The 18,572-nt window shown below is 40.7% G+C and carries 26 protein-coding genes; 18 read left to right on the top strand and 8 right to left on the bottom strand.

Features of this window, described 5'->3' with window-relative positions; all coding sequences use genetic code 11:
- Positions 1-13 precede the first annotated feature (13 nt).
- Positions 14-982: a sigma 54-interacting transcriptional regulator gene (locus tag MHI46_RS09965; protein ID WP_260773891.1), complete on the bottom strand. Its 969-nt coding sequence runs from the start codon at positions 980-982 to the stop codon at positions 14-16.
- Between the two features lie 181 nt (positions 983-1,163).
- On the opposite strand from MHI46_RS09965, the gene ilvA reads away from it, so the two are divergent.
- The 7 genes from ilvA to ypmT all read left to right on the top strand — a co-directional run bounded on the left by ilvA (position 1,164) and on the right by ypmT (position 5,994).
- The gene (gene ilvA / locus MHI46_RS09960; RefSeq protein ID WP_025093104.1) at positions 1,164-2,432 is read left to right on the top strand and encodes a threonine ammonia-lyase IlvA; all 1,269 of its coding nucleotides are present in this window, start codon (positions 1,164-1,166) and stop codon (positions 2,430-2,432) included.
- Positions 2,433-2,468: 36 nt separating this feature from the next.
- A complete protein-coding gene (locus MHI46_RS09955; RefSeq protein WP_024422728.1) occupies positions 2,469-2,720 on the top strand; it encodes a YpmP family protein in 252 nt (83 codons plus the stop codon).
- A 187-nt stretch (positions 2,721-2,907) separates the two neighbouring features.
- The gene (locus MHI46_RS09950) at positions 2,908-3,750 is read left to right on the top strand and encodes a DegV family protein (protein ID WP_024428148.1); all 843 of its coding nucleotides are present in this window, start codon (positions 2,908-2,910) and stop codon (positions 3,748-3,750) included.
- Positions 3,751-3,809: 59 nt separating this feature from the next.
- Positions 3,810-4,364, top strand: a complete 555-nt coding sequence (locus tag MHI46_RS09945) for an SCO family protein (protein ID WP_235354817.1) — start codon at positions 3,810-3,812, stop codon at positions 4,362-4,364.
- Between the two features lie 69 nt (positions 4,365-4,433).
- Positions 4,434-5,195, top strand: a complete 762-nt coding sequence (locus MHI46_RS09940; protein ID WP_058838922.1) for an SGNH/GDSL hydrolase family protein — start codon at positions 4,434-4,436, stop codon at positions 5,193-5,195.
- Positions 5,196-5,205: 10 nt separating this feature from the next.
- Positions 5,206-5,772 carry a YpmS family protein gene (locus MHI46_RS09935; RefSeq protein WP_041085768.1) on the top strand — a complete coding sequence of 189 codons (567 nt, stop codon included), beginning with the start codon at positions 5,206-5,208 and terminating at the stop codon, positions 5,770-5,772.
- 24 nt (positions 5,773-5,796) lie between these two features.
- Complete coding sequence (gene ypmT / locus MHI46_RS09930) at positions 5,797-5,994, top strand: protein YpmT (RefSeq protein WP_024422723.1); 198 nt, start codon at positions 5,797-5,799, stop codon at positions 5,992-5,994.
- Between the two features lie 32 nt (positions 5,995-6,026).
- Here ypmT and MHI46_RS09925 read toward each other — a convergent pair whose 3' ends face one another.
- The 3 genes from MHI46_RS09925 to MHI46_RS09915 all read right to left on the bottom strand — a co-directional run bounded on the left by MHI46_RS09925 (position 6,027) and on the right by MHI46_RS09915 (position 7,558).
- Entirely contained in the window at positions 6,027-6,743 is a 717-nt protein-coding gene (locus MHI46_RS09925; protein ID WP_260773887.1) for a DUF4397 domain-containing protein, read from the bottom strand.
- Between the two features lie 68 nt (positions 6,744-6,811).
- A complete protein-coding gene (locus MHI46_RS09920) occupies positions 6,812-7,072 on the bottom strand; it encodes a hypothetical protein (RefSeq protein ID WP_024422721.1) in 261 nt (86 codons plus the stop codon).
- A 54-nt stretch (positions 7,073-7,126) separates the two neighbouring features.
- Positions 7,127-7,558 carry a MarR family transcriptional regulator gene (locus MHI46_RS09915; protein ID WP_007500780.1) on the bottom strand — a complete coding sequence of 144 codons (432 nt, stop codon included), beginning with the start codon at positions 7,556-7,558 and terminating at the stop codon, positions 7,127-7,129.
- A gap of 138 nt (positions 7,559-7,696) precedes the next feature.
- Here MHI46_RS09915 and msrA point away from each other — a divergent pair, with 138 nt between their 5' ends.
- Together msrA and msrB are read left to right on the top strand one after the other, a co-directional pair.
- A complete protein-coding gene (gene msrA, locus MHI46_RS09910) occupies positions 7,697-8,230 on the top strand; it encodes a peptide-methionine (S)-S-oxide reductase MsrA (protein WP_024422720.1) in 534 nt (177 codons plus the stop codon).
- Positions 8,230-8,661: a peptide-methionine (R)-S-oxide reductase MsrB gene (gene msrB, locus MHI46_RS09905; RefSeq protein ID WP_024422719.1), complete on the top strand. Its 432-nt coding sequence runs from the start codon at positions 8,230-8,232 to the stop codon at positions 8,659-8,661. Before msrA ends, msrB begins: the two co-directional genes overlap by 1 nt.
- Before the next feature lie 51 nt (positions 8,662-8,712).
- Here msrB and MHI46_RS09900 read toward each other — a convergent pair whose 3' ends face one another.
- Positions 8,713-9,741: an SDR family NAD(P)-dependent oxidoreductase gene (locus MHI46_RS09900; RefSeq protein WP_260773879.1), complete on the bottom strand. Its 1,029-nt coding sequence runs from the start codon at positions 9,739-9,741 to the stop codon at positions 8,713-8,715.
- Positions 9,742-9,992: 251 nt separating this feature from the next.
- On the opposite strand from MHI46_RS09900, the gene MHI46_RS09895 reads away from it, so the two are divergent.
- Positions 9,993-10,715: an acylneuraminate cytidylyltransferase gene (locus MHI46_RS09895; RefSeq protein ID WP_064497486.1), complete on the top strand. Its 723-nt coding sequence runs from the start codon at positions 9,993-9,995 to the stop codon at positions 10,713-10,715.
- Positions 10,716-10,744: 29 nt separating this feature from the next.
- On the opposite strand, the gene MHI46_RS09890 is transcribed toward MHI46_RS09895, so the two are convergent.
- Positions 10,745-11,707, bottom strand: a complete 963-nt coding sequence (locus MHI46_RS09890; protein ID WP_058838904.1) for a DUF3880 domain-containing protein — start codon at positions 11,705-11,707, stop codon at positions 10,745-10,747.
- Between the two features lie 15 nt (positions 11,708-11,722).
- Positions 11,723-12,124: a hypothetical protein gene (locus MHI46_RS09885; RefSeq protein WP_039179354.1), complete on the bottom strand. Its 402-nt coding sequence runs from the start codon at positions 12,122-12,124 to the stop codon at positions 11,723-11,725.
- Between the two features lie 207 nt (positions 12,125-12,331).
- On the opposite strand from MHI46_RS09885, the gene cgeC reads away from it, so the two are divergent.
- From cgeC to MHI46_RS09845, 8 genes are all read left to right on the top strand, one after another.
- Positions 12,332-12,652, top strand: coding sequence for a spore maturation protein CgeC (gene cgeC, locus MHI46_RS09880; RefSeq protein WP_041085753.1), 321 nt, complete (start codon positions 12,332-12,334; stop codon positions 12,650-12,652).
- A 17-nt stretch (positions 12,653-12,669) separates the two neighbouring features.
- On the top strand, positions 12,670-13,965 hold the full coding sequence (locus MHI46_RS09875; protein WP_144464556.1) for a glycosyltransferase family 2 protein: 1,296 nt from the start codon (positions 12,670-12,672) through the stop codon (positions 13,963-13,965).
- Between the two features lie 5 nt (positions 13,966-13,970).
- Entirely contained in the window at positions 13,971-14,150 is a 180-nt protein-coding gene (locus tag MHI46_RS09870; RefSeq protein ID WP_039179346.1) for a hypothetical protein, read from the top strand.
- Positions 14,111-15,487, top strand: a complete 1,377-nt coding sequence (locus tag MHI46_RS09865; RefSeq protein WP_144464558.1) for a sigma 54-interacting transcriptional regulator — start codon at positions 14,111-14,113, stop codon at positions 15,485-15,487. The genes MHI46_RS09870 and MHI46_RS09865 overlap by 40 nt, the downstream gene beginning before the upstream one ends.
- Before the next feature lie 117 nt (positions 15,488-15,604).
- Positions 15,605-17,005: a lysine 2,3-aminomutase gene (gene ablA / locus MHI46_RS09860; RefSeq protein ID WP_047203279.1), complete on the top strand. Its 1,401-nt coding sequence runs from the start codon at positions 15,605-15,607 to the stop codon at positions 17,003-17,005.
- Between the two features lie 2 nt (positions 17,006-17,007).
- Positions 17,008-17,289 (top strand): YokU family protein, encoded by a 282-nt coding sequence (locus MHI46_RS09855; RefSeq protein ID WP_041085745.1) that lies wholly within the window; start codon positions 17,008-17,010, stop codon positions 17,287-17,289.
- 78 nt (positions 17,290-17,367) lie between these two features.
- Positions 17,368-17,592 carry a YozE family protein gene (locus MHI46_RS09850; RefSeq protein ID WP_024422709.1) on the top strand — a complete coding sequence of 75 codons (225 nt, stop codon included), beginning with the start codon at positions 17,368-17,370 and terminating at the stop codon, positions 17,590-17,592.
- A gap of 144 nt (positions 17,593-17,736) precedes the next feature.
- Complete coding sequence (locus MHI46_RS09845; RefSeq protein WP_039179337.1) at positions 17,737-18,417, top strand: hypothetical protein; 681 nt, start codon at positions 17,737-17,739, stop codon at positions 18,415-18,417.
- Here MHI46_RS09845 and MHI46_RS09840 read toward each other — a convergent pair.
- On the bottom strand, positions 18,414-18,548 hold the full coding sequence (locus tag MHI46_RS09840; protein WP_255290989.1) for a hypothetical protein: 135 nt from the start codon (positions 18,546-18,548) through the stop codon (positions 18,414-18,416). The two genes, MHI46_RS09845 and MHI46_RS09840, sit on opposite strands and share 4 nt — an antisense overlap.
- Between the last annotated feature and the right edge of the window lie 24 nt (positions 18,549-18,572).

The raw sequence follows: 18,572 nt of genomic DNA, 5'->3' as shown, positions 1-18,572 counted from the left end.
GGATGTCCTCCTTTTATTGAACCGGTATATAACCATCAAGTGACTTCAGGAATGAAAGACCTTCAAGTGTAATCTTCGTTCCGGCCCTGCCTTTTCCTTTCGTCACGTATGCTTTTTTCTCAAGATCATCTAAGCGGTTTCTCACCTGCTGAGGGGTGAGCGGAATGTCTCCTTGCTTGCTTAGTTCAGACAGGATGCGTCTGCTGGCCGCTTCTCCTTTTTCATTGAGAGATTTAATGGCTTCCAGCAAGAAAACAAACTCTTGTTTTTCCATTAGTGTGAGCTGGTGTTCTTCCTTTTTACCTTTCACGGCTGAGGGAAGAGGTGCTAACACAAAGGGAGGTAAATGATGTAAAAATACCGTGTGGCCCTCGAGTATGGACGCAGCGTAATGAACGATATTTTTGAGCTCTTGCACATTTCCTTCAAATGGATACTGCTGCAAGGCTTCCCAAACACTTGGATCAATGTCAGGAGCCATGTCCAGCTCTTGAAAGAAAGCATTTGTTAACACAGGAATGTCTGTTTTTCGTTCAGCTAAAGCCGGAAGGGCCAAATGAAGAACATTCAAACGATAAAACAGCTCGGGTAAAAAGGTAGAAGAAACCCTGAGTGCCTCTATTGATAAAGACGAAGAAGCGATTACTTTTGTTGCAGGTGAGGTTTCTAGAAAGTGAATGACCTTGTGCTGCATAGGAATACTTAATGCGGCGACCTCATCTAAATAAAGAATTTGATTGTTTTTTTCTGTGAAGGCTTTCTGTAAGATTTCTTCATTCAAGATGGGGCAATACATTTGTGTCAGTGCTGCGTGTGGAATAGATGCGTTCGCCATTTCTTGGGCAAATAGTGTTTTGCCTGTGCCGGTGCCTCCTGTTATTAAGACTGGTTGTTCGTTTTTCGAAAATTGTTTTGCCAGATGAATGGCATGCTTGATGTCTTGATGATCTCCATATATAGACGTGAACGATTGTGTGGCCATGAGGTGGTTCCTTTCTTTGTGGTTCTAATTGGTTCAATTGTAACACCCAATTAAAACAAATGTACAGGAAAACGAGAAATTTTATAAAATTTATGATGGATCCGTGATCTATTGGTTTATTTTTTGAATATTCATGTTATAATGACAAATTAAATAAGGTTAAAGAGAAAGGATCTTGTACATGAAACCGTTGCTCAAAGAAAATACGCTAATTCAAGTGAAAGACATCTTAAAAGCCCATCAAAATTTGAAGGATGTAGTCATTCATACACCACTTCAAAAAAATGAGCGACTTTCTGAACGATATGAATGTAATGTCTACTTAAAAAGAGAGGATCTTCAAGTAGTTCGTTCCTTTAAATTAAGAGGCGCTTTTAATAAAATGAGCCAGCTTCCAAAAGATAAACTAGAAAATGGCATTGTCTGTGCAAGTGCTGGAAATCACGCACAGGGTGTTGCCTATTCTTGTAAATATTTAGGCATCCACGGGAAAATCTTTATGCCTGCTACGACGCCAAGGCAAAAAGTATCCCAAGTGGAGCTGTTCGGAAAAGAATATGTTGAAATTATTTTAACCGGAGATACGTTTGATGATTCGTATCATGAAGCCGTAAAATGCGGAGATGAAGAAAAGCGCGAATTTATCCATCCGTTTGATGATTTGGATGTGATGGCAGGACAAGGAACGACTGCTGTCGAAATATTAAACGATATCGAAGTGGAGCCTCACTTTTTATTTGCAAGTGTCGGAGGTGGAGGTCTGTTATCTGGTGTTGGTACATATATCAAAAATATCTCACCAGAAACCGAAATCATTGCAGTCGAACCGCTTGGCGCAGCTTCACTGCATGCGTCACATGAGAAGGGCGAGGTTGTGACACTTGATTCGATTGATAAGTTTGTAGACGGAGCAGCGGTTCAGCGGATTGGCGAAAAGACGTTTACATCGCTTCAGTCTGTTGTCGATAAAATCAGTCTAGTACCAGAAGGGAAAGTATGTACAACAATTTTGGAGCTGTATAATCAATGTGCGATTGTAGCAGAACCGGCAGGCGCATTGCCGATCGCAGCATTAGATGCCCATCGCGAGGAGATTAAAGGCAAAAATGTTGTCTGCATTGTCAGTGGAGGAAATAATGACATCGGCAGAATGCAGGAAATCAAAGAACGCTCAATGATCTATGAAGGGCTTCAACATTACTTTATTGTCAATTTCCCGCAAAGAGCAGGAGCACTTCGAGAATTTTTAGATGAAGTGTTAGGACCAAATGACGATATCTCACGCTTTGAATATACGAAAAAGAATAACCGAAGCAAAGGCCCTGCGCTTGTTGGCATCGAATTGAAAGAAAGAGATGACTATGCCGCGCTGATTGAACGGATGGATAAAAAAGGCTTCCACTATGTTGAAGTGAATAAAGATCAAGATTTATTCCACCTATTTATTTAGGCTTAACAGATAATTGGAAAAGAGGATTGATCGTTTGTGCTGCTCAAAACAATATGTTTTAGACGGATGGATGGAGCTCAGATCAAGGTAACAGAAGTCCCTGTTCTAAAGGGGGATGAGACGTATCGTTTCATGCTCACCTTTAGACTTGAAGCTTTCTTGAAAAAAGTCTATGTATCTAAAGGAAAGAGAGCTGTGTACTCTTTCAGAGAGGATGTGAAACGTAACGTCAAGTGGAGCACATATGAACAGATCTATCAGGAGCCTACACTGAAACACAATGCGTAAGCAGGAATCTTTGTCAAAAGGGGGAAGCAGCCATTTTGAAATGGCTGCCGCTCAGTTTGGCAAGGATTTTTTTCGTGACAAGAAGAAATTGTGACAATTTCAAAAACGTTAGGTCAGTTGTTTTCAAGTGTGCAGGAAATAAGGTAATATCATAAGTAAAGACTAAGACAGCAAGGATGAGACGATAGTGAAACAAATTAAAATTGTAACAGATTCAACTGTGGACCTTCCGCAAGAGAAAATCAATGATCTTTCCATTCACGTGATTCCGCTCAATATCTCCATTTCTGGAGTTGATTATATTGACCGAGTGAATATACAGCCAGATGAATTTATTGAAAAAATGGAGGCCGCTGAGGAACTGCCGAAAACGTCTCAACCTGCGATCGGTCAATTCGTCGAATTATATGAAAAGCTGACGGCAGATGGAAGTGAAGTGATCAGTATCCATTTAACTGGTGGGATGAGTGGTACTGTTCAAACTGCTGAAAGCGCTTCGAAAATGGTAGATGGAAACATCACGGTGATTGATTCGAATTTTATTTCCTATGGATTAGGATTTCAAGTCATCAAAGCAGCAGAACTAGCCAAAAAGGGTGCAAGCCGTGAAGACATTATCACAGAATTAGATAAAATCCGTCTTCAAACAAAGCTATATGTCACAATCGATACATTAGAAAATCTCGTCAAAGGCGGCAGAATTGGAAGAGGAAAGGCGCTGATCGGCTCCCTACTTCACATCAAACCAATTGCGAGCTTAACAGACGGGGTATATACGCCAGAAGCGAATGTGAGAAGCTATTCTGCGCTTGTCCGTCATCTGACAAAACAGTATGTACAGGCGGTGAAGGGAAAAACAGTTCAAGCCATTGGGATCGCACATGCAGATGCATTAGAACTCGCTGAAAAGCTAAAAAAAGCGCTGCTTGATCATACACCTGAAGCACTGATTGACATCGCCTACACAACACCGATTATTTCGTGTCATACCGGAAAGGGCGCAATAGGCTTTACTTTTTATACCGATTGATGGAAAAAGGGGATGGACATATCATGGATAGAAAAAGGGGAGCCTCACTTGGTGCGCTTATGATCATAAGCGTGCTTCTTTTAGTCTCATGTTCAAATGGACAAATCAAAGATGCGTTAAATTATCAAATAGAGCCGTTTGAGTTTGAAAACCAAGATGGTCAAAAGGTGTCATTGGAAGATTTGAAGGGGAAAGTATGGGTAGCAGATTTTATTTTCACAAGCTGTGAAACGATCTGTCCGCCGATGACCGCTCATATGACAGAGCTGCAAAAACGGTTAAAAGAAGAAAAATTGGATGCGCATATCATTTCCTTTAGTGTGGACCCAGAGGTCGATTCACCGAAAAAGCTAAAAGAATTTGCAAAAGCCTATCCATTGTCCTTTAAAAATTGGGATTTTCTCACGGGATATTCACAGTCAGAAATCGAAAAATTCGCAATGAAAAGCTTTAAGACCATTGTCAAAAAACCTGAAGATGAAGACCAAGTGATTCATCAGTCCCTGTTTTTCCTTGTTAATCAAGAAGGGAAAGTGATGAAAAATTATGATGGCGTGCAAAACACACCTTATGATGACATCATCAAGGACATCAAAACGCTGAACCGAAGCTAGCATAAGGATGTTCAAATGGGCGAAAACATGATACACTTTTTTAATCAGAAAAAGGAGGGACATCATCGTTTGAAGGCTCGTTTGATTTTGATTGTGATGTCTCTAGCATTTGTTCTTTCTGCATGTTCTGCGCAAGAGGCTGGCATAAAGGATAAACTAGAAGACACACAAAACGTAAAAGAACATATTACCATCGCAGCGGTTGGAGATTCCTTAACAGAAGGAATCGGAGATCAAGATAAAAAAGGCTATGCAGGCATGACCCGTGACAAGATAGAAGCGGTGGACGGCGTGCAATCTGTCACATTAAAAAACTATGCCATTAAAGGCAGTAGAACAGTAGATTTGTTAAAAAGATTAAAAGAAAAAAAGGTGCAGGACGGACTGAAAGACGCTGATTATATTTTCTTTACAATCGGCGGGAATGATCTCATGCATGTTGTCCGTCAAAATGTGCTTAATTTGACGTTTGCTCCTTTTAAAAAAGAGCAGGGTCCTTTTGAGGAGCGCTTTAAAACCATTCTTGCTCAACTGAGAGAACAGAATGGCCATGCGAAAATTATGTATGTCAGCATGTACAATCCTTTTAAGTTCAGTTTGTCTGAGCTGCGAGATATTGATGAAGTCGTCAAAGACTGGAATGCCGCTGCCAAAAAGGAACTCAAAAAAGACGGCAATGCGGATATGATCAATGTAGCAGATTTATTTGAAGAAGGTTCTGATGAAAAATTACTGGCAGATGATGATTTCCACCCAAACCAAAAGGGGTACTCTCTTATGGCAAATCGTTTATTCTCCGAAGTGAAAAAAGAAGGACTGCCGAAGGAATAGGGTGAAATAGATGAAAAAATGGAAAAGCTTATTTTTTATTTTACTTGCAATCAATCTATTGATTGTGATTGCCTGCGGTATTTTAATGCTGCTGCCAGGCGGTCAATCCGCTTCAACCAAAGAAGTGAAAAGCGAATATGCTTTTAATATATCCAGCTCAAAAGAATCGCTCACCAGCTTTGTGAATGATTATTTGAAAAATCAAGGATCAAATGATATGCCAGACTTTCATGTAGCGATCGATCAAGATGTGAAAGTAACAGGCGCAATTAAAGCTTTCTCTTCAACGATTGATGCTAACGTCTCATTTACGCCAACTGTTGAAGATAATGGTGATGTGCTTTTGAAAGTGGATGACTTTTCAATTGGACAATTGAGCATTCCAATTAGTTTTGTTTTAAGCTACATGGGTCAGTTCTATGAGCTGCCAGAATTCGTTCATGTAAAACCGGATCAAAAAACGGTTGAAGTGCGCCTTTCAGAAATGCCGCTGACGAATGATATGTATGTCAAAGCGAACAAAATTGATCTACAGAACGATGAAATTGAATTCTCATATTATCATCCAAAGCAATAGAACGTGTGAGTCAGGAGTGAAATCATGAAGCGAGTTTATCAATATTTTAGTTTACTGTCGTTTTTATTTGCTGCGTACTTTGGCATAACAGCTGCCAATGCTTTAAAAGCAGAAAATATCGATCAGTTTTACTTAAATATTGCCTACTGTGCATTATTTCTAGGCACGATGATTCTTGCTTTTGATTTTCAAAAGCAAGAAAAAGCTGAAGATGTCTCGTAAGGAGCCTTTTCCATTTTAGGAAAGGCTCTTTTTTATAGTTGCCGAGACAAGACGACCTTCGCCATAAGTTCTGGCTCTCCGTTAGCAAATCCATGAAGCAGAATCAGGTATGCGCGCTTTGTTTGCAAATGAACTTTGGGGATATCAAGCAGTACACTTTGAGTGCCGGCGGCTTTCAATTCAAAATGATATTTATTCGGGGAGAAATGATGAATGTGGGTACTGTTTACATAATCAAGCTCTTTCGATATGATCCCTTGGTCTCGTTCATATATATCTATAGAAGGAAGGTCCGGAGACAGCTGTACAAATGTAAGTGCTGACAGGTCTTCTTGTTTGATCAAAGTAGTCTGCTGCTCAGTCAGCAGTGCAAAGCCTGCACGAGCACCTGTGATACAGAGTGTGTAGACCTCGCCACTCTTAAATTGAATGCGAGAATGAAGAATTTTTTCATTTGTAGCCAGTTTGAACACTTCTATTTCATACATTCCCTCATCCCACTCCATATAAGCGGTCAAATGGCTGTAAGGCATTGTTTTCATCAGCTGCTTCTGGTTCACATAAACAGCGAGCTCACTGAGATCTGGTGCAGCGTGAAATAATCGAATAAAGGCTTTTGATGAAGGGCTGCTTTGAAGATGCTCATAGGCGGCAGTGAATGGCCGATATGGAAAGTCATGATAAAAGAGCTGCTGCATGTCATCAATCCCTTCTTTCTCATACAATGGTGTTTTTTGTAGCGTATGCATGAAAAAGACGATCTGTATAGGCAAAAGAAGCAAAGAAAAAAGCCTGACGTATTCCGTCAGGCCGGCATTTAAGAAGGAGAAGAATATTGATGATATTCAGCTAGTTTAATGAACGTTTTTTCATCCTCAATTAAACCGCAAACGCCGCACTGGACTTTCATTTGAGGACCTTGATAGCTCAAGTGAAAAGGAGACAGCTGCTCTCCTTCGTATCTTTCAACAACTGCTCCTGTCGCTGGATCTAGCTTGACAGGTTCTGAAAGCTGCTCAATGAGATTAAAGCGCGTTCTGTTTGTTTTACAGTTTGGACAAAGATAAGGACTTGTCATGGTTCATTCCACCTCTTTTTATCCGTAGCATGTCCTAAGCGCTAAAATCTATGCTTAATCCTTTTGACTTTTATCCAGCTTTTTGAATAATTTGATCATCGTTTTGAGTTCTTCGTCATCAAATGACTCAAATCGCTCCATAAAGTATTCTGTTTTCTTTTTCTCAAAATGCTCAGTAATTTCCTTACCCTTATCGGTTAAGTGGATTTTGATAATGCGGCGGTCCTCTTTTGAACGGATACGGGTGATCCAGCCTTTTTCTACGAGTGTGTCAGTCACAGCGGTTATATGACTTGCTGACACTCCAAGAATGGAAGCGAATTCCGTTACTTTTTTTGCACCTTGCTCACGGAGCAGATTTAAAATAAGAAATTCATTCCGAGATAATTCGTTTTCGAGCAGGCTGTTAATTTCATAACGGATCTGCTTAAATACGGTTCTCAGTAAAGTGTCCATTTCGTACATCATTTGTTTTCTTTGTTCCAATCATTAAACCCCCATTATATTTTAAAGATACGACAGAATGCTTTCTTTTATTTTAGGTATACAAGTCGTATCATTTTCATTATTTTTTATCATGTTATAATATGATGATACCATTTTTTAAATGAAGGGGGCACTAATATGTCTGAAAAACAAGAATTAGCCACATTTGCAGGAGGCTGCTTCTGGTGTATGGTTAAACCTTTTGATGAACAGCCGGGCATTATCAAAGTTGAATCAGGGTATACTGGCGGACATACAGTGAATCCGACCTATGAGGAAGTATGTACAAATACAACGGGACATAGAGAAGCGGTTCAAATTACGTTTGATCCTGACGTGTTCCCGTATGAGAAGCTGCTAGAACTTTATTGGCAGCAAATAGACCCAACAGACGATGGCGGGCAATTTGGTGATAGAGGAGAATCTTACCGTACTGGTATTTATGTTCATCATGACGAGCAGCGAAAGCTAGCAGAAGCATCGAAAGAGCAGCTGAGCCAAAGTGGGATTTTCAAAAAGCCAATCGTGACAGAAATTTTAGATGCAGGTCCTTTTTATCCAGCAGAGGAATATCATCAGCACTATTATAAGAAAAACAAAATGCACTACGAACGATATCATGTCGGTTCGGGCAGAGCCGGTTTTATTGAGTCCCATTGGAGTGATAAATAATGGCAAATGAAAAAGAAAAGCGTATAAAAGAATTAAACCGCATGCAGTATGAAGTCACGCAAAATAATGGCACAGAGCCGCCATTTCAAAATGAATTTTGGGATCATAAAGAAGAAGGTATTTATGTGGATATCATTTCAGGAAAGCCGCTGTTTTCTTCTTTAGATAAGTTTGATGCCCACTGCGGCTGGCCAAGTTTTACAAAACCGCTTGAAGAGGAAGAAGTAGCAGAGAAGGTTGATACGAGTCATGGAATGGTGCGGACAGAGGTTCGCAGCAAAACAGCTGATTCTCATCTTGGCCATGTTTTTCCTGATGGACCAGGGCCAAACGGTCTTCGGTATTGTATTAACTCAGCCGCTTTGAAGTTTATCCCAAAGGATGATCTTGAAAAAGAAGGCTACGGGGATTTGAAACATCTATTTGATTGATCCATTTAAAAATCGTCACATGGAAAGCATTTGCTTCCGTGTGACGATTTTTTATTTTTTATGGTGTGTATGATGTAATTGTTCGATGATGTGGAACAGCTTTTCTTTTGTAATGAGCGGTGCTTCTTTTGATGTGTAATTCGTTAAGTCGACTTTTTGAAAGGCAGGGTACAAATGTGGTCTCGGTAAAATGGCATAAAATTGTTCATGTTCAAAGAGTGCATCTGCTTCGTGCGGGAATGTGAGCTCCTCGTGAAGCTTTTCGCCAGGTCTTTTTCCGACTACAAGTACATCTGGAGATTTAGCATTGATTTGGGCGGCATATTCATGAAATGCTTTTAAGAGATCGGCAAGCTGTAAGGACTCCATCTTGAGAATGAAAGTTTCGCCGCCTTTCATCATGATTGCTGCTTGAAGTGTGAGGGAAACAGCTTCTTCAATGGACATAAAAAAACGTGTCATATGAGGATCAGTCACGGTTAAAGTTTTTTCATTTAATAGCTGCTGGAGCATGATCGGAATGACGGAACCTCTAGATCCAAGCACATTGCCAAAGCGTACAGAGCAAAACTTGGTTTTTTGATTCGGAATACTTTCGTTTGCTTGGAAAAATAATTTTTCTGAAATCAATTTTGTTGCACCCATGGCATTAGTCGGAGAAACTGCTTTGTCAGTTGAAATGTTGACAACATGACTCACTTCATGTTCGAGGGCGGCTTCAATGACGTGCTGCCCGCCGATGATATTCGTTTGAACGGCTTCGAACGGATTATCTTCACAAGTGGGTACTTGTTTTAAGGCCGCTGCATGAAAAATGATATCTACACCTTTGACGAGCTGTCTCACGCGGCTTGCATCCCGGACATCTCCTAAAGCGAATACGACCTCTGGATGATCTGCGTACTCATTTTTCATCATGTATTGTTTGCTGTCATCTTTACTGAAGACGATTACCTTTTTTGGAGAGCAGCTTGTTAATTTATTCACGATTTGCCGGCCGATGGATCCTGTACCGCCTGTAACTAATATCGTCTTGTCACGAAAAAAGGTCTTCAAAGTCGTTTCTATCTGATTGGACATATCTAATCCCCCAACTCTCATTTCTCTACTTTGCATCATATGTGAAAGAGCGGCATTCGTTTGAGGAAAAGAACCACTTCGTGTATAAATTAGGTGAACAAATTATAACCATATGCTTGCCGTCTTAATAGAATATGGAGAGATAAGAGATTAACTAGAAAAACGAGAGACCTGAATACTTCAGTACTGCGATCAGCTCGGTCAGAGAAGAAAATTGTAAGGGAGCTGTGCGCGAGGGGAGAAGAGAAGACATGTATAGGGGAAATCGTATTTTAGCCATGATACCTGCATTTAGAAGTACCGACGGCCAGCATGATGAACATATACGCATATTGGCAGAGCGGCCGCTTATCTATTGGACCATTCAGCCGCTTTTGCAAATGATTGAGTTAGATGAAGTCATCGTCTCCTCAGAGGATGTCAATACGCAAATCATTTCATCTCACTACGGAGCAAATGTGATTGAACTGCCAAGTACACATGTAACAGAACAAACGCCGTCGCTGTTAGCTGTGAAGCATGCGCTTGCTTATTTAGAGCGGGAGGGGAAAACCTTTGATATTGTGCTATTTCTGCAGCCATCGTCTCCTCTAAGACAGCCGGCAGATATCGAGAAGTGCTTGCAGCTTTTAGTGGAGGGGGGATATGACTGCACCGCATCTTTTACAGAGGCGTTAGAAAACCCAAATGAAACTTGGACACTGCATGAAAACAATGAAGCTACTTTATATAAGGACAATCATTACTTTTTCATGCCAAAACATGAGCAGCCATATACGTATGGCCGGCTAAATGGTGCGGTATATGCTTTTCATGCTCATTATGTCAAAGAATGCATTCATTCCTTTTTAGAAGGATCTGTCGGAGCATATATGATGGATCACACGCGGTCGCTTGTGGTGAAACAGGAGGCGGACCGGAAAAAGGCAGAGCACGTCTTATTGGCTCGCCGAGATGCAGAAGATCATGCATAAGCTGACCTTCAACAAGAAAAAGCGCCCAGTTATAGGGCGCTTTTTACGATTTCATAAAGCCTTTGCGGCATCGTATCAAATGTATTCCAGCGAACGGCTTGCTCGTAGTTGTTCAGTGCGGCCGCCTTTCTTTCACCTGCATTTGACCCATAGTAATCCACCTGTTTGATCAAATCGTCCTCATCTTTGTAAAAAGCAAAGCTTGAAAAAGTAGGCGGCGGATGTAGATCCGTCAATTGAAAACTTCCAGTTGCAGCAATGTCAAATGCTCTGTTATTGAGGCTCATATTTTGAATCATGGCTTTATTTTTGTTATATACAAATTGAGACGGCCTATGCGGATTCAGGACAATCGCTGTCTGCTGATAGATGTCCGCCATTTGCTGAGGACTCAGCCAATTCGTTATAAGGGTGAAATCACGATAATGTCTGCGTGATTTATTTAAGTGACGGTGCCATTCCTTACCTGCAACGAGAATACGCCATTTGTTTTGCTTTAAGAGTGTATCGATGGCCTTAATGCGGTTGGGATAAGGGTAGCCAATGAGTGCAATGTCAAACGTGCACATCTCATCTGGCGATTCATTTTTCTGAAAAACACGTGTATTTGTCGGAATGGGAAAGTAGTGTGTATTTTCGGCGCCTAATTGTTTGTAAAATGGCAAAATCCCTTCATCAATCGTTAAGATAAGCTGAGCATCACGTGCGCAAGCAGCTGATACATCTGCATAAAAGGGATCTTCTGTCATCCACAGAACGATCGGGATTTTTTCTTGTTTGAATTGATGAAGTACATCTTTCGGAACATGATCACCGATCATCATCAAAACAAAATCCGGAGAAAATGTCCGGATTTTGTGCATGTTAGTGGGTAGAGATTCTCTATCAATCTTTACACATGAAAAGGGGGAATCAATGAAGCTTTCTTCTACCCATTGATCAAACATGTGATAGATTCCGCCGTAGCCAGAACTGATATAAAGAAGCTTCATGATGACCCTCTCACATTAAGATGTGAATGTAACACTTTCAACTTTATCTACATCTAAAAGAGTCGTTGCTGAGCCGGTAGGTGTGACAGAGCTTTCTTGTGTAACAAATACAACACCTGTTGAAGCATCGAATGATACAAATTGAACTGGCCCAATTAAATCTCCTGAGTCAGTGACAATACTAATGACTGTTCCTGGTGCGAGTCTTGCAAAGATCCATCTTGCTGGCTGAGATACATCGAGTGTTGTAGCAGAATCTGAAGGTGATGCCTCAGCTGCCACTTCACTTAATAAATCGTTCAATTTCTCTTCCACTTGAACTCCTCCTTCTTCGAGATTAGCTGTTAATGCATGAGTAATTGGTTTGAAAAACACTTTCAATAGTTCTTTTTTTAATTCAGCACGCTTTTCGCTCATTTTTTCCCCATCCTTTCTTCATCAATTCAAACTCACCCCTATGTATATGCCGTTCATTTTTTTTGGCATAAGCAGAACGCTGATTCCTGATTCTTTTTTTCAATTAATCACTTCACACATTTTTAAAAATGTTTTCAAATGCTGAGGCTAAATGAAGTGGCGCTCATACTCTAGTAAAGATTAAATGTGAAGAGAGAGGGATTATGAATGGAATTTGAACAATTATTAGATGGTTGGAACGAAGAATTACTAGAGTCGGAAGGAGTGCTTGAAGTCATCTTGATTTTACTTCTTCTTCGCCTTTTAGAAGAAAGTGAGGAAGAGAATGTGTCAGACATCAAAGAATTACTTCGTCCATGGCTTGAGCTTGGCATTCCAGTGCCGCGTGTTCATTTGGTCAATGGAGATGTACTTCAAAACGTGGTTGTCGTGCAATTGTTTGATACGGTCGCGGTCTTTAAAAACGCGACAAATCAGCTAAGAGTGAGTGTTCCTTTTGTGAACATTGTCAGCTGGGGGGCATTTTAAACTAATCAAAAAGGATAATGATCATGAAAGTATCGGTGATTTTAACAAGCTACAATAAACCAGATTTCATTGATCGTGTGTTAAAGAGTATGGTAGAACAAACGTATCCGCATTGGGAGCTTTTGATTATGGATGATGGCTCAGAACAGGGCACCATTCAAAAGATCCAGCCCTATTTGAGTGATGGACGCATTCAGCTATATTCGCACACAGTTCATCCGGCAAAACGGCTGTTAACCGCACGATATGCGACGCTTATTAATGAAGCATTAACCCGTATAACAGGTGAGCTCATTTGTTATTTAACCGATGATACCGTGTACCATAAAGATCGTTTGCTTAAAATGGTGGATGTTTTTCGGTCGAAGCCTCATATAGATATTGTGTATTCCTCGCAGCGGGTTGTGCATGTGAATCAGCATTTAGTGGAAACGATGAGTTTTGTTCGAGAAGCAAATCAAATCCTAGAGCATGCGTCCTTTCAAGTGGACCATTGTTCGGTCATGCACAGAAGCCGCTTGCTTCCACTGATTCATGAAAAATACGGACAATATTGGGATGATGAGCCAAAGCACTGGCATCATGCAGATTCTGTTTTTTGGATGAGGCTGAATCATTTCGCTTCGTTTTTTCCATTAAAAGCTGTACTGGATACAACGTATAAAACGCCCCATTCCTTTCATCATCAGTTTTCGAGTATGCCGTATGATTTAATTGACGGAACGATCATTGAAAAAGAAGGGGATTATTATCAAATCGCAGACGGGAAACTTCATGCAATTGAAAAGCGCTGGATCAATGAAAAGAACAGGCGTGCGATCCGTGTTCCGCTATTATGTGAGATGAAATATGAAATAAAAGAGAAGCTGGCAGTACCCAATTATACAGTCGTCACCGCAGATCAGGGGAAAACGTTCTTTTATATTGAAAAACAGAAAAAAAGAAGGTTTGCTTCAAAACGTGACGTGCAATATTTTCAGTTTCACCCAAAGGAGATCTATACGATTTCAAATGACCAGCTTCAGGCATTTGAGGATGGCGATATCATCAAAGTTTCTCCTGTATTCAGTCCGCCAAACAGGCGGCTGTTTAAATGGAAACAAGATGTTTATTTACTTGTGCATCATGCCTTTTGCCGTATTGATCCTGAGGTAGTGAAGCGGTTTGCTTTTTATCATCAGCCGATTAAGCTGTACCCGTCCCAATTTACGTTATTTCAGGAAGGAAAGTCGATTGTTCCGCTGTATAGGGAATCGCTGCAAGAATTCGATATGTCTCTTTATCAGACATCCGGGCGAAAGCACTCCTCATAAGAGGGGTGCTTTTTAAAATTTTTGCAGGAAGTAGAAAGGAAAAAGCGAAACATGAAAAAGACAGGGAACCATTTAGAAATGATCAAGCCGCTGAAAACTCGGCAATTGATGCCGGTTTTTTGGCACTGAAAGTGAGGGGGAAAGAATGGGGAAAGTTGTCGAAAGAGCAGATTGGTTTGAATTAATTTTAGAAGCCATCGATGAAGCCATTCACGTTGTAGATGATCAAGGGATGACGATTTTTTACAATCATAATGCCGCTAAGTTTGACTGTTTACAAAAAGAAGAGGTGATTGGCAAGTACATCCTTGATGTGTATCCCTCTTTAACTGAAAAAACAAGTACGCTTATGCATGTGTTGAGAACAGGAAAGCCCATTTATCATTCGCTGCAAACCTATTTGAATAAAAACGGAGAAAAAATTGAAACAGTGAACACGACATTGCCTATTATTGAAGATAACGAGTTAATAGGTGCGGTCGAAGTCGCAAAAGATGTATCCAAGCTGTCAGCCCTTTCCAATCGTTTAGATCAAAAAAAGCGAACATATGACGTGGCTGGGGTAGAACAAATGCATGATTTTGCTTCATTTTTAACAAATGATCCGCTTTTAAAAGAAATGCTTGAAAGGGCAAAAAAAGCAGCTGCTTATCCGTCATCAGTTGTTGTCTACGGAGAAACTGGGACAGGAAAAGAAGTGCTTGTTCAAGCCATTGTCCATGAATCTGACCGAAAAAACCAAGTGTTTATTCCGCAAAACTGCGCAGCGCTCCCAGAAACATTACTTGAAAGTCTATTGTTTGGATCTGTCAAAGGGAGCTATACGGGTGCAATTGATCGCAAGGGACTTTTCGAATTGGCTGATGGGGGCACGCTTTTTCTTGATGAGCTGCAAGCGATGCCGCTCACGCTTCAGACGAAATTATTACGTGTGTTAGAGGATGGCGTTGTCCGCCGCATCGGTGATGCAAAGTCCATTCAAGTGGATGTTCGGCTCATTACTGCGCTCAATATGGACCCATTCGAAGCAGTGAAAAAGCAAATTTTAAGAGAAGATTTATTTTATAGACTGCATGTGTCATCTTTTCATATTCCGCCGCTTCGTGAGAGAAAGCAAGATATCACGCTGCTATCCCGCCACTTCATTCAAACCTATCATCAGCAGTTTTCAAAAAAAGTCACACGCCTTTCTGAAGAAACGGAACGATTGTTTATGGCGCACCACTGGCCTGGGAATGTTAGAGAATTAAAACATACGATAGAGCATGCCGTGTTGATGATGCCAAAGGAAGCGGAAGAGATCACCCCTCTATACCTTCCGGCTCATTTACGTGAGCAAAAACTGGAAAGGGAAACATCTGAATCCTCCTTAAAAAATCAAGTGTCTTCATTTGAACAAACATTGATTCAAGAAGCTTTACATCAGCATAATGGGAATATTAAAAAAACCGCCGCCGCCTTAAAAATCCCTCGACAAACGCTGCAATATAAACTGAAGAAATATGCAGATGCCGAAATCTAGGCACAGCATCCAATTGAATATGACGGGTAAAGCTCCTTTTGTAAAGAATAGGGGCATTTTCCCATGTTGGCACATAACTTGCATAGTATAAAGTGAATGCTGATAGGGGGAATGGATATGAATCAGAAATTGTATGAACCGGCGCGTCACTGGAAGGACATTGAGCTTTGGAAGGATGTACCTGAGGAAAAGTGGAACGACTGGATTTGGCAGCTGACGCATACCGTGAAAACGCTTGAGGATTTAGAAAAAATCGTAAACTTAACAGAAGAGGAACGAGAAGGGGTGAAGATTTCCACCAAAACCATTCCACTCAACATTACACCCTACTATGCCTCACTGATGAATCCAGACGATCCAAGATGTCCAATACGTATGCAATCTGTGCCAATTGCAGAAGAGCTTCATAAAACAAAATATGATCTGGAAGACCCGCTGCATGAAGATGAGGACTCACCTGTCCCGGGGCTCACACACCGGTACCCAGATCGCGTGTTGTTTCTTGTGACAAATCAGTGCTCGATGTACTGCCGCTATTGTACGAGAAGACGTTTTTCCGGTCAGATTGGTATGGGTGTGCCGAAAAAGCAATTAGATGCTGCCATTGGATATATTAGAGAAACACCTGAGGTGCGGGACGTGTTAATTTCTGGCGGAGATGGACTGTTAATCAATGATCAAGTGCTTGAATACATTTTGAAAAACTTGCGAGACATTCCGCACGTTGAGATCATTCGGATTGGAACCCGCGCGCCGGTTGTCTTTCCGCAGCGTATAACAGATGAGCTGTGCGAGATATTGAAAAAATATCACCCAGTTTGGCTGAATACTCACTTCAACACAAGTATTGAAATTACAAAAGAAGCAAAGGAAGCGTGCGAACGTCTTGTGAATGCCGGTGTCCCTGTAGGGAATCAGGCCGTCATCCTTGCAGGTATTAACGACAGTGTGCCGATTATGAAGAAGCTGATGCACGACCTTGTGAAGATTCGGGTCAGACCATATTATATTTATCAATGTGATTTATCTGAGGGCATTGGCCACTTTAGAACGCCGGTATCAAAAGGGCTTGAAATCATTGAAGGCTTAAGAGGACATACAAGTGGTTATGCAGTGCCAAGCTTTGTGGTAGATGCGCCAGGAGGCGGAGGGAAAATTGCCTTACAGCCAAATTATTTATTATCGCAAAGCCCTGATAAAGTCGTCCTTCGTAACTTTGAAGGTGTCATCACCTCTTATCCAGAACCAGAGCATTACGTCGCAGGCCAGGCAGATGCGTATTTCAATGAAATTTATGAAGAAAAACAAGAACCAGCAATTGGTATTACCGCACTATTTGAGGATGAAGCAAGATCGTTTACGCCTGAGAATTTAAATCGAATGAAACGTAGAGAAGCATATGAGACAAATCCTGAGCATGACACACTCAAAAACAAACGTGAAAAACGGGATGAATTAAAAGAGAAGAAATATCAAGCGCAGCTCAAAAAAGAACAAACCGTGAAGGAGGAGAAATAGCCTTGCTGACATGTGATTGGTGTGAGGAAAACAAAGCAAATGCTAAGCAGACAACAGTCTATTGGGAACTGATCACGGGCACACAATCAATTGAAATCATCGAAACGCCGTCCATCTCCTGCACGCACTGCGGTATGACCTATCAAAAGGATGAGACGGTCAAAGAGATTGAAGATCAATTAATTTTAGTGGACCAGACAAAACTTCCAGAAAAAATCTCCTATGAAGAATTAATGAGCATGGAGCGGTTATTAAAGCGAAATTACTTTGACTTTTCTTCATAAGTTGTACCTCCGCCTATACAAGTCATCAAATTGCTGTATAATATAACAACAAAATAGAGTGTCGCGGAGGGAAAACAGGTGAAGTCGTTTTACCATTATTTAATGAAGTTTAGACATCCAAAACCGAAAGATGAAATCAGCCATTTTGCAAATGCTGCGTATGAGGATCACAGCTTTCCTAAAGCTTCCACTGATTATCATGAGCTGTGTGCTTATTTAGAATTAAATGGTGATTATTTAAGCTCAATGACAACATTTGACGAAGCGTTTGAGCAATACGAAGTAGAAGTCAAAAAAAAATAACACACAACCGCTTGTTCCATATGGGAGAAGCGGTTTTTTTATAAGAAATAAAATGGCGTTTTGCATGGTGTGGTTGCCCATGCAGAATTCCTTGCGCCGGCATACGATACGTTAAGACCAAAAGTCGGGCAAGGGGGAGACAGAATGAAGGCGAAAGCACCAAAATATCAAGTAGGGGATATTGTCGTCGTTGTCATGTACGGCACAGTCGGAACGATTACAAAAGTCCATCAAATTGACCAGCACTATTTATATGAGGTCAATCATAATGAGGTGCTTTATTTTGAAACATCACTTCAGCTTTACGATGAGTATAGCGGGGTGATTGTCGATACAGAAAAGCTGGACATTGAATATGAGTTCCTCATTGGCGATGTTGTATATGTAAAAGATTACGGAAAAGAGCTATTTAAAATCATCGGTCATCGGACCGAAATTTGGCGCTACCTTGAAGATGGCTGGGAAGATGTCATTTACGAACTTACGAGGCTGAAAGACGGAGAGTGGCTGGAAACAGAAGAGGAGGATTTAACGCTTGTCCTAAGGAAATATGAGATGGATCAGTTTGTTCATCAGCTTCTTTTTGTGCATTACGTCGGAGAAACCTCAAAAGAGTTAGAAGAAGATATGGTTCAAACGGCTCTATTGCAGCTAGAAGAGAAACAAGAAAGCGAAGCTTCACTTGAATTTCTCGCTGTATCTATAGTGGATGAGCTTCTTGATATTTATAACGATTATAAAATTCTCTACGAATTTTTCAAAGATCCAGAATATAAGGATATGATGGATTTTATTTTGGAAAGTTTACACGAACATTTTGGTTAAAGAAAGACTTGTCCTAAAACGAATAAAAAATAAGGCACACAGAAAAATGCAATCACATAAAACCATCCCCTCAAGATACGGCCCATCACCTGATCAAATGTTTCTCCATCTAATATGCTTAACCATTTCATTCTTTCAAGCCCCTTTTCTTTTTG

Origin of the sequence: Bacillus sp. FSL K6-1000, assembly GCF_038630785.1 — a bacterium.
Classification (GTDB): Bacteria; Bacillota; Bacilli; order Bacillales; family Bacillaceae; genus Bacillus; species Bacillus safensis.
Note: the sequence above shows the minus strand (reverse complement) of the source record. Positions and strands in the feature narration are given on the sequence as shown.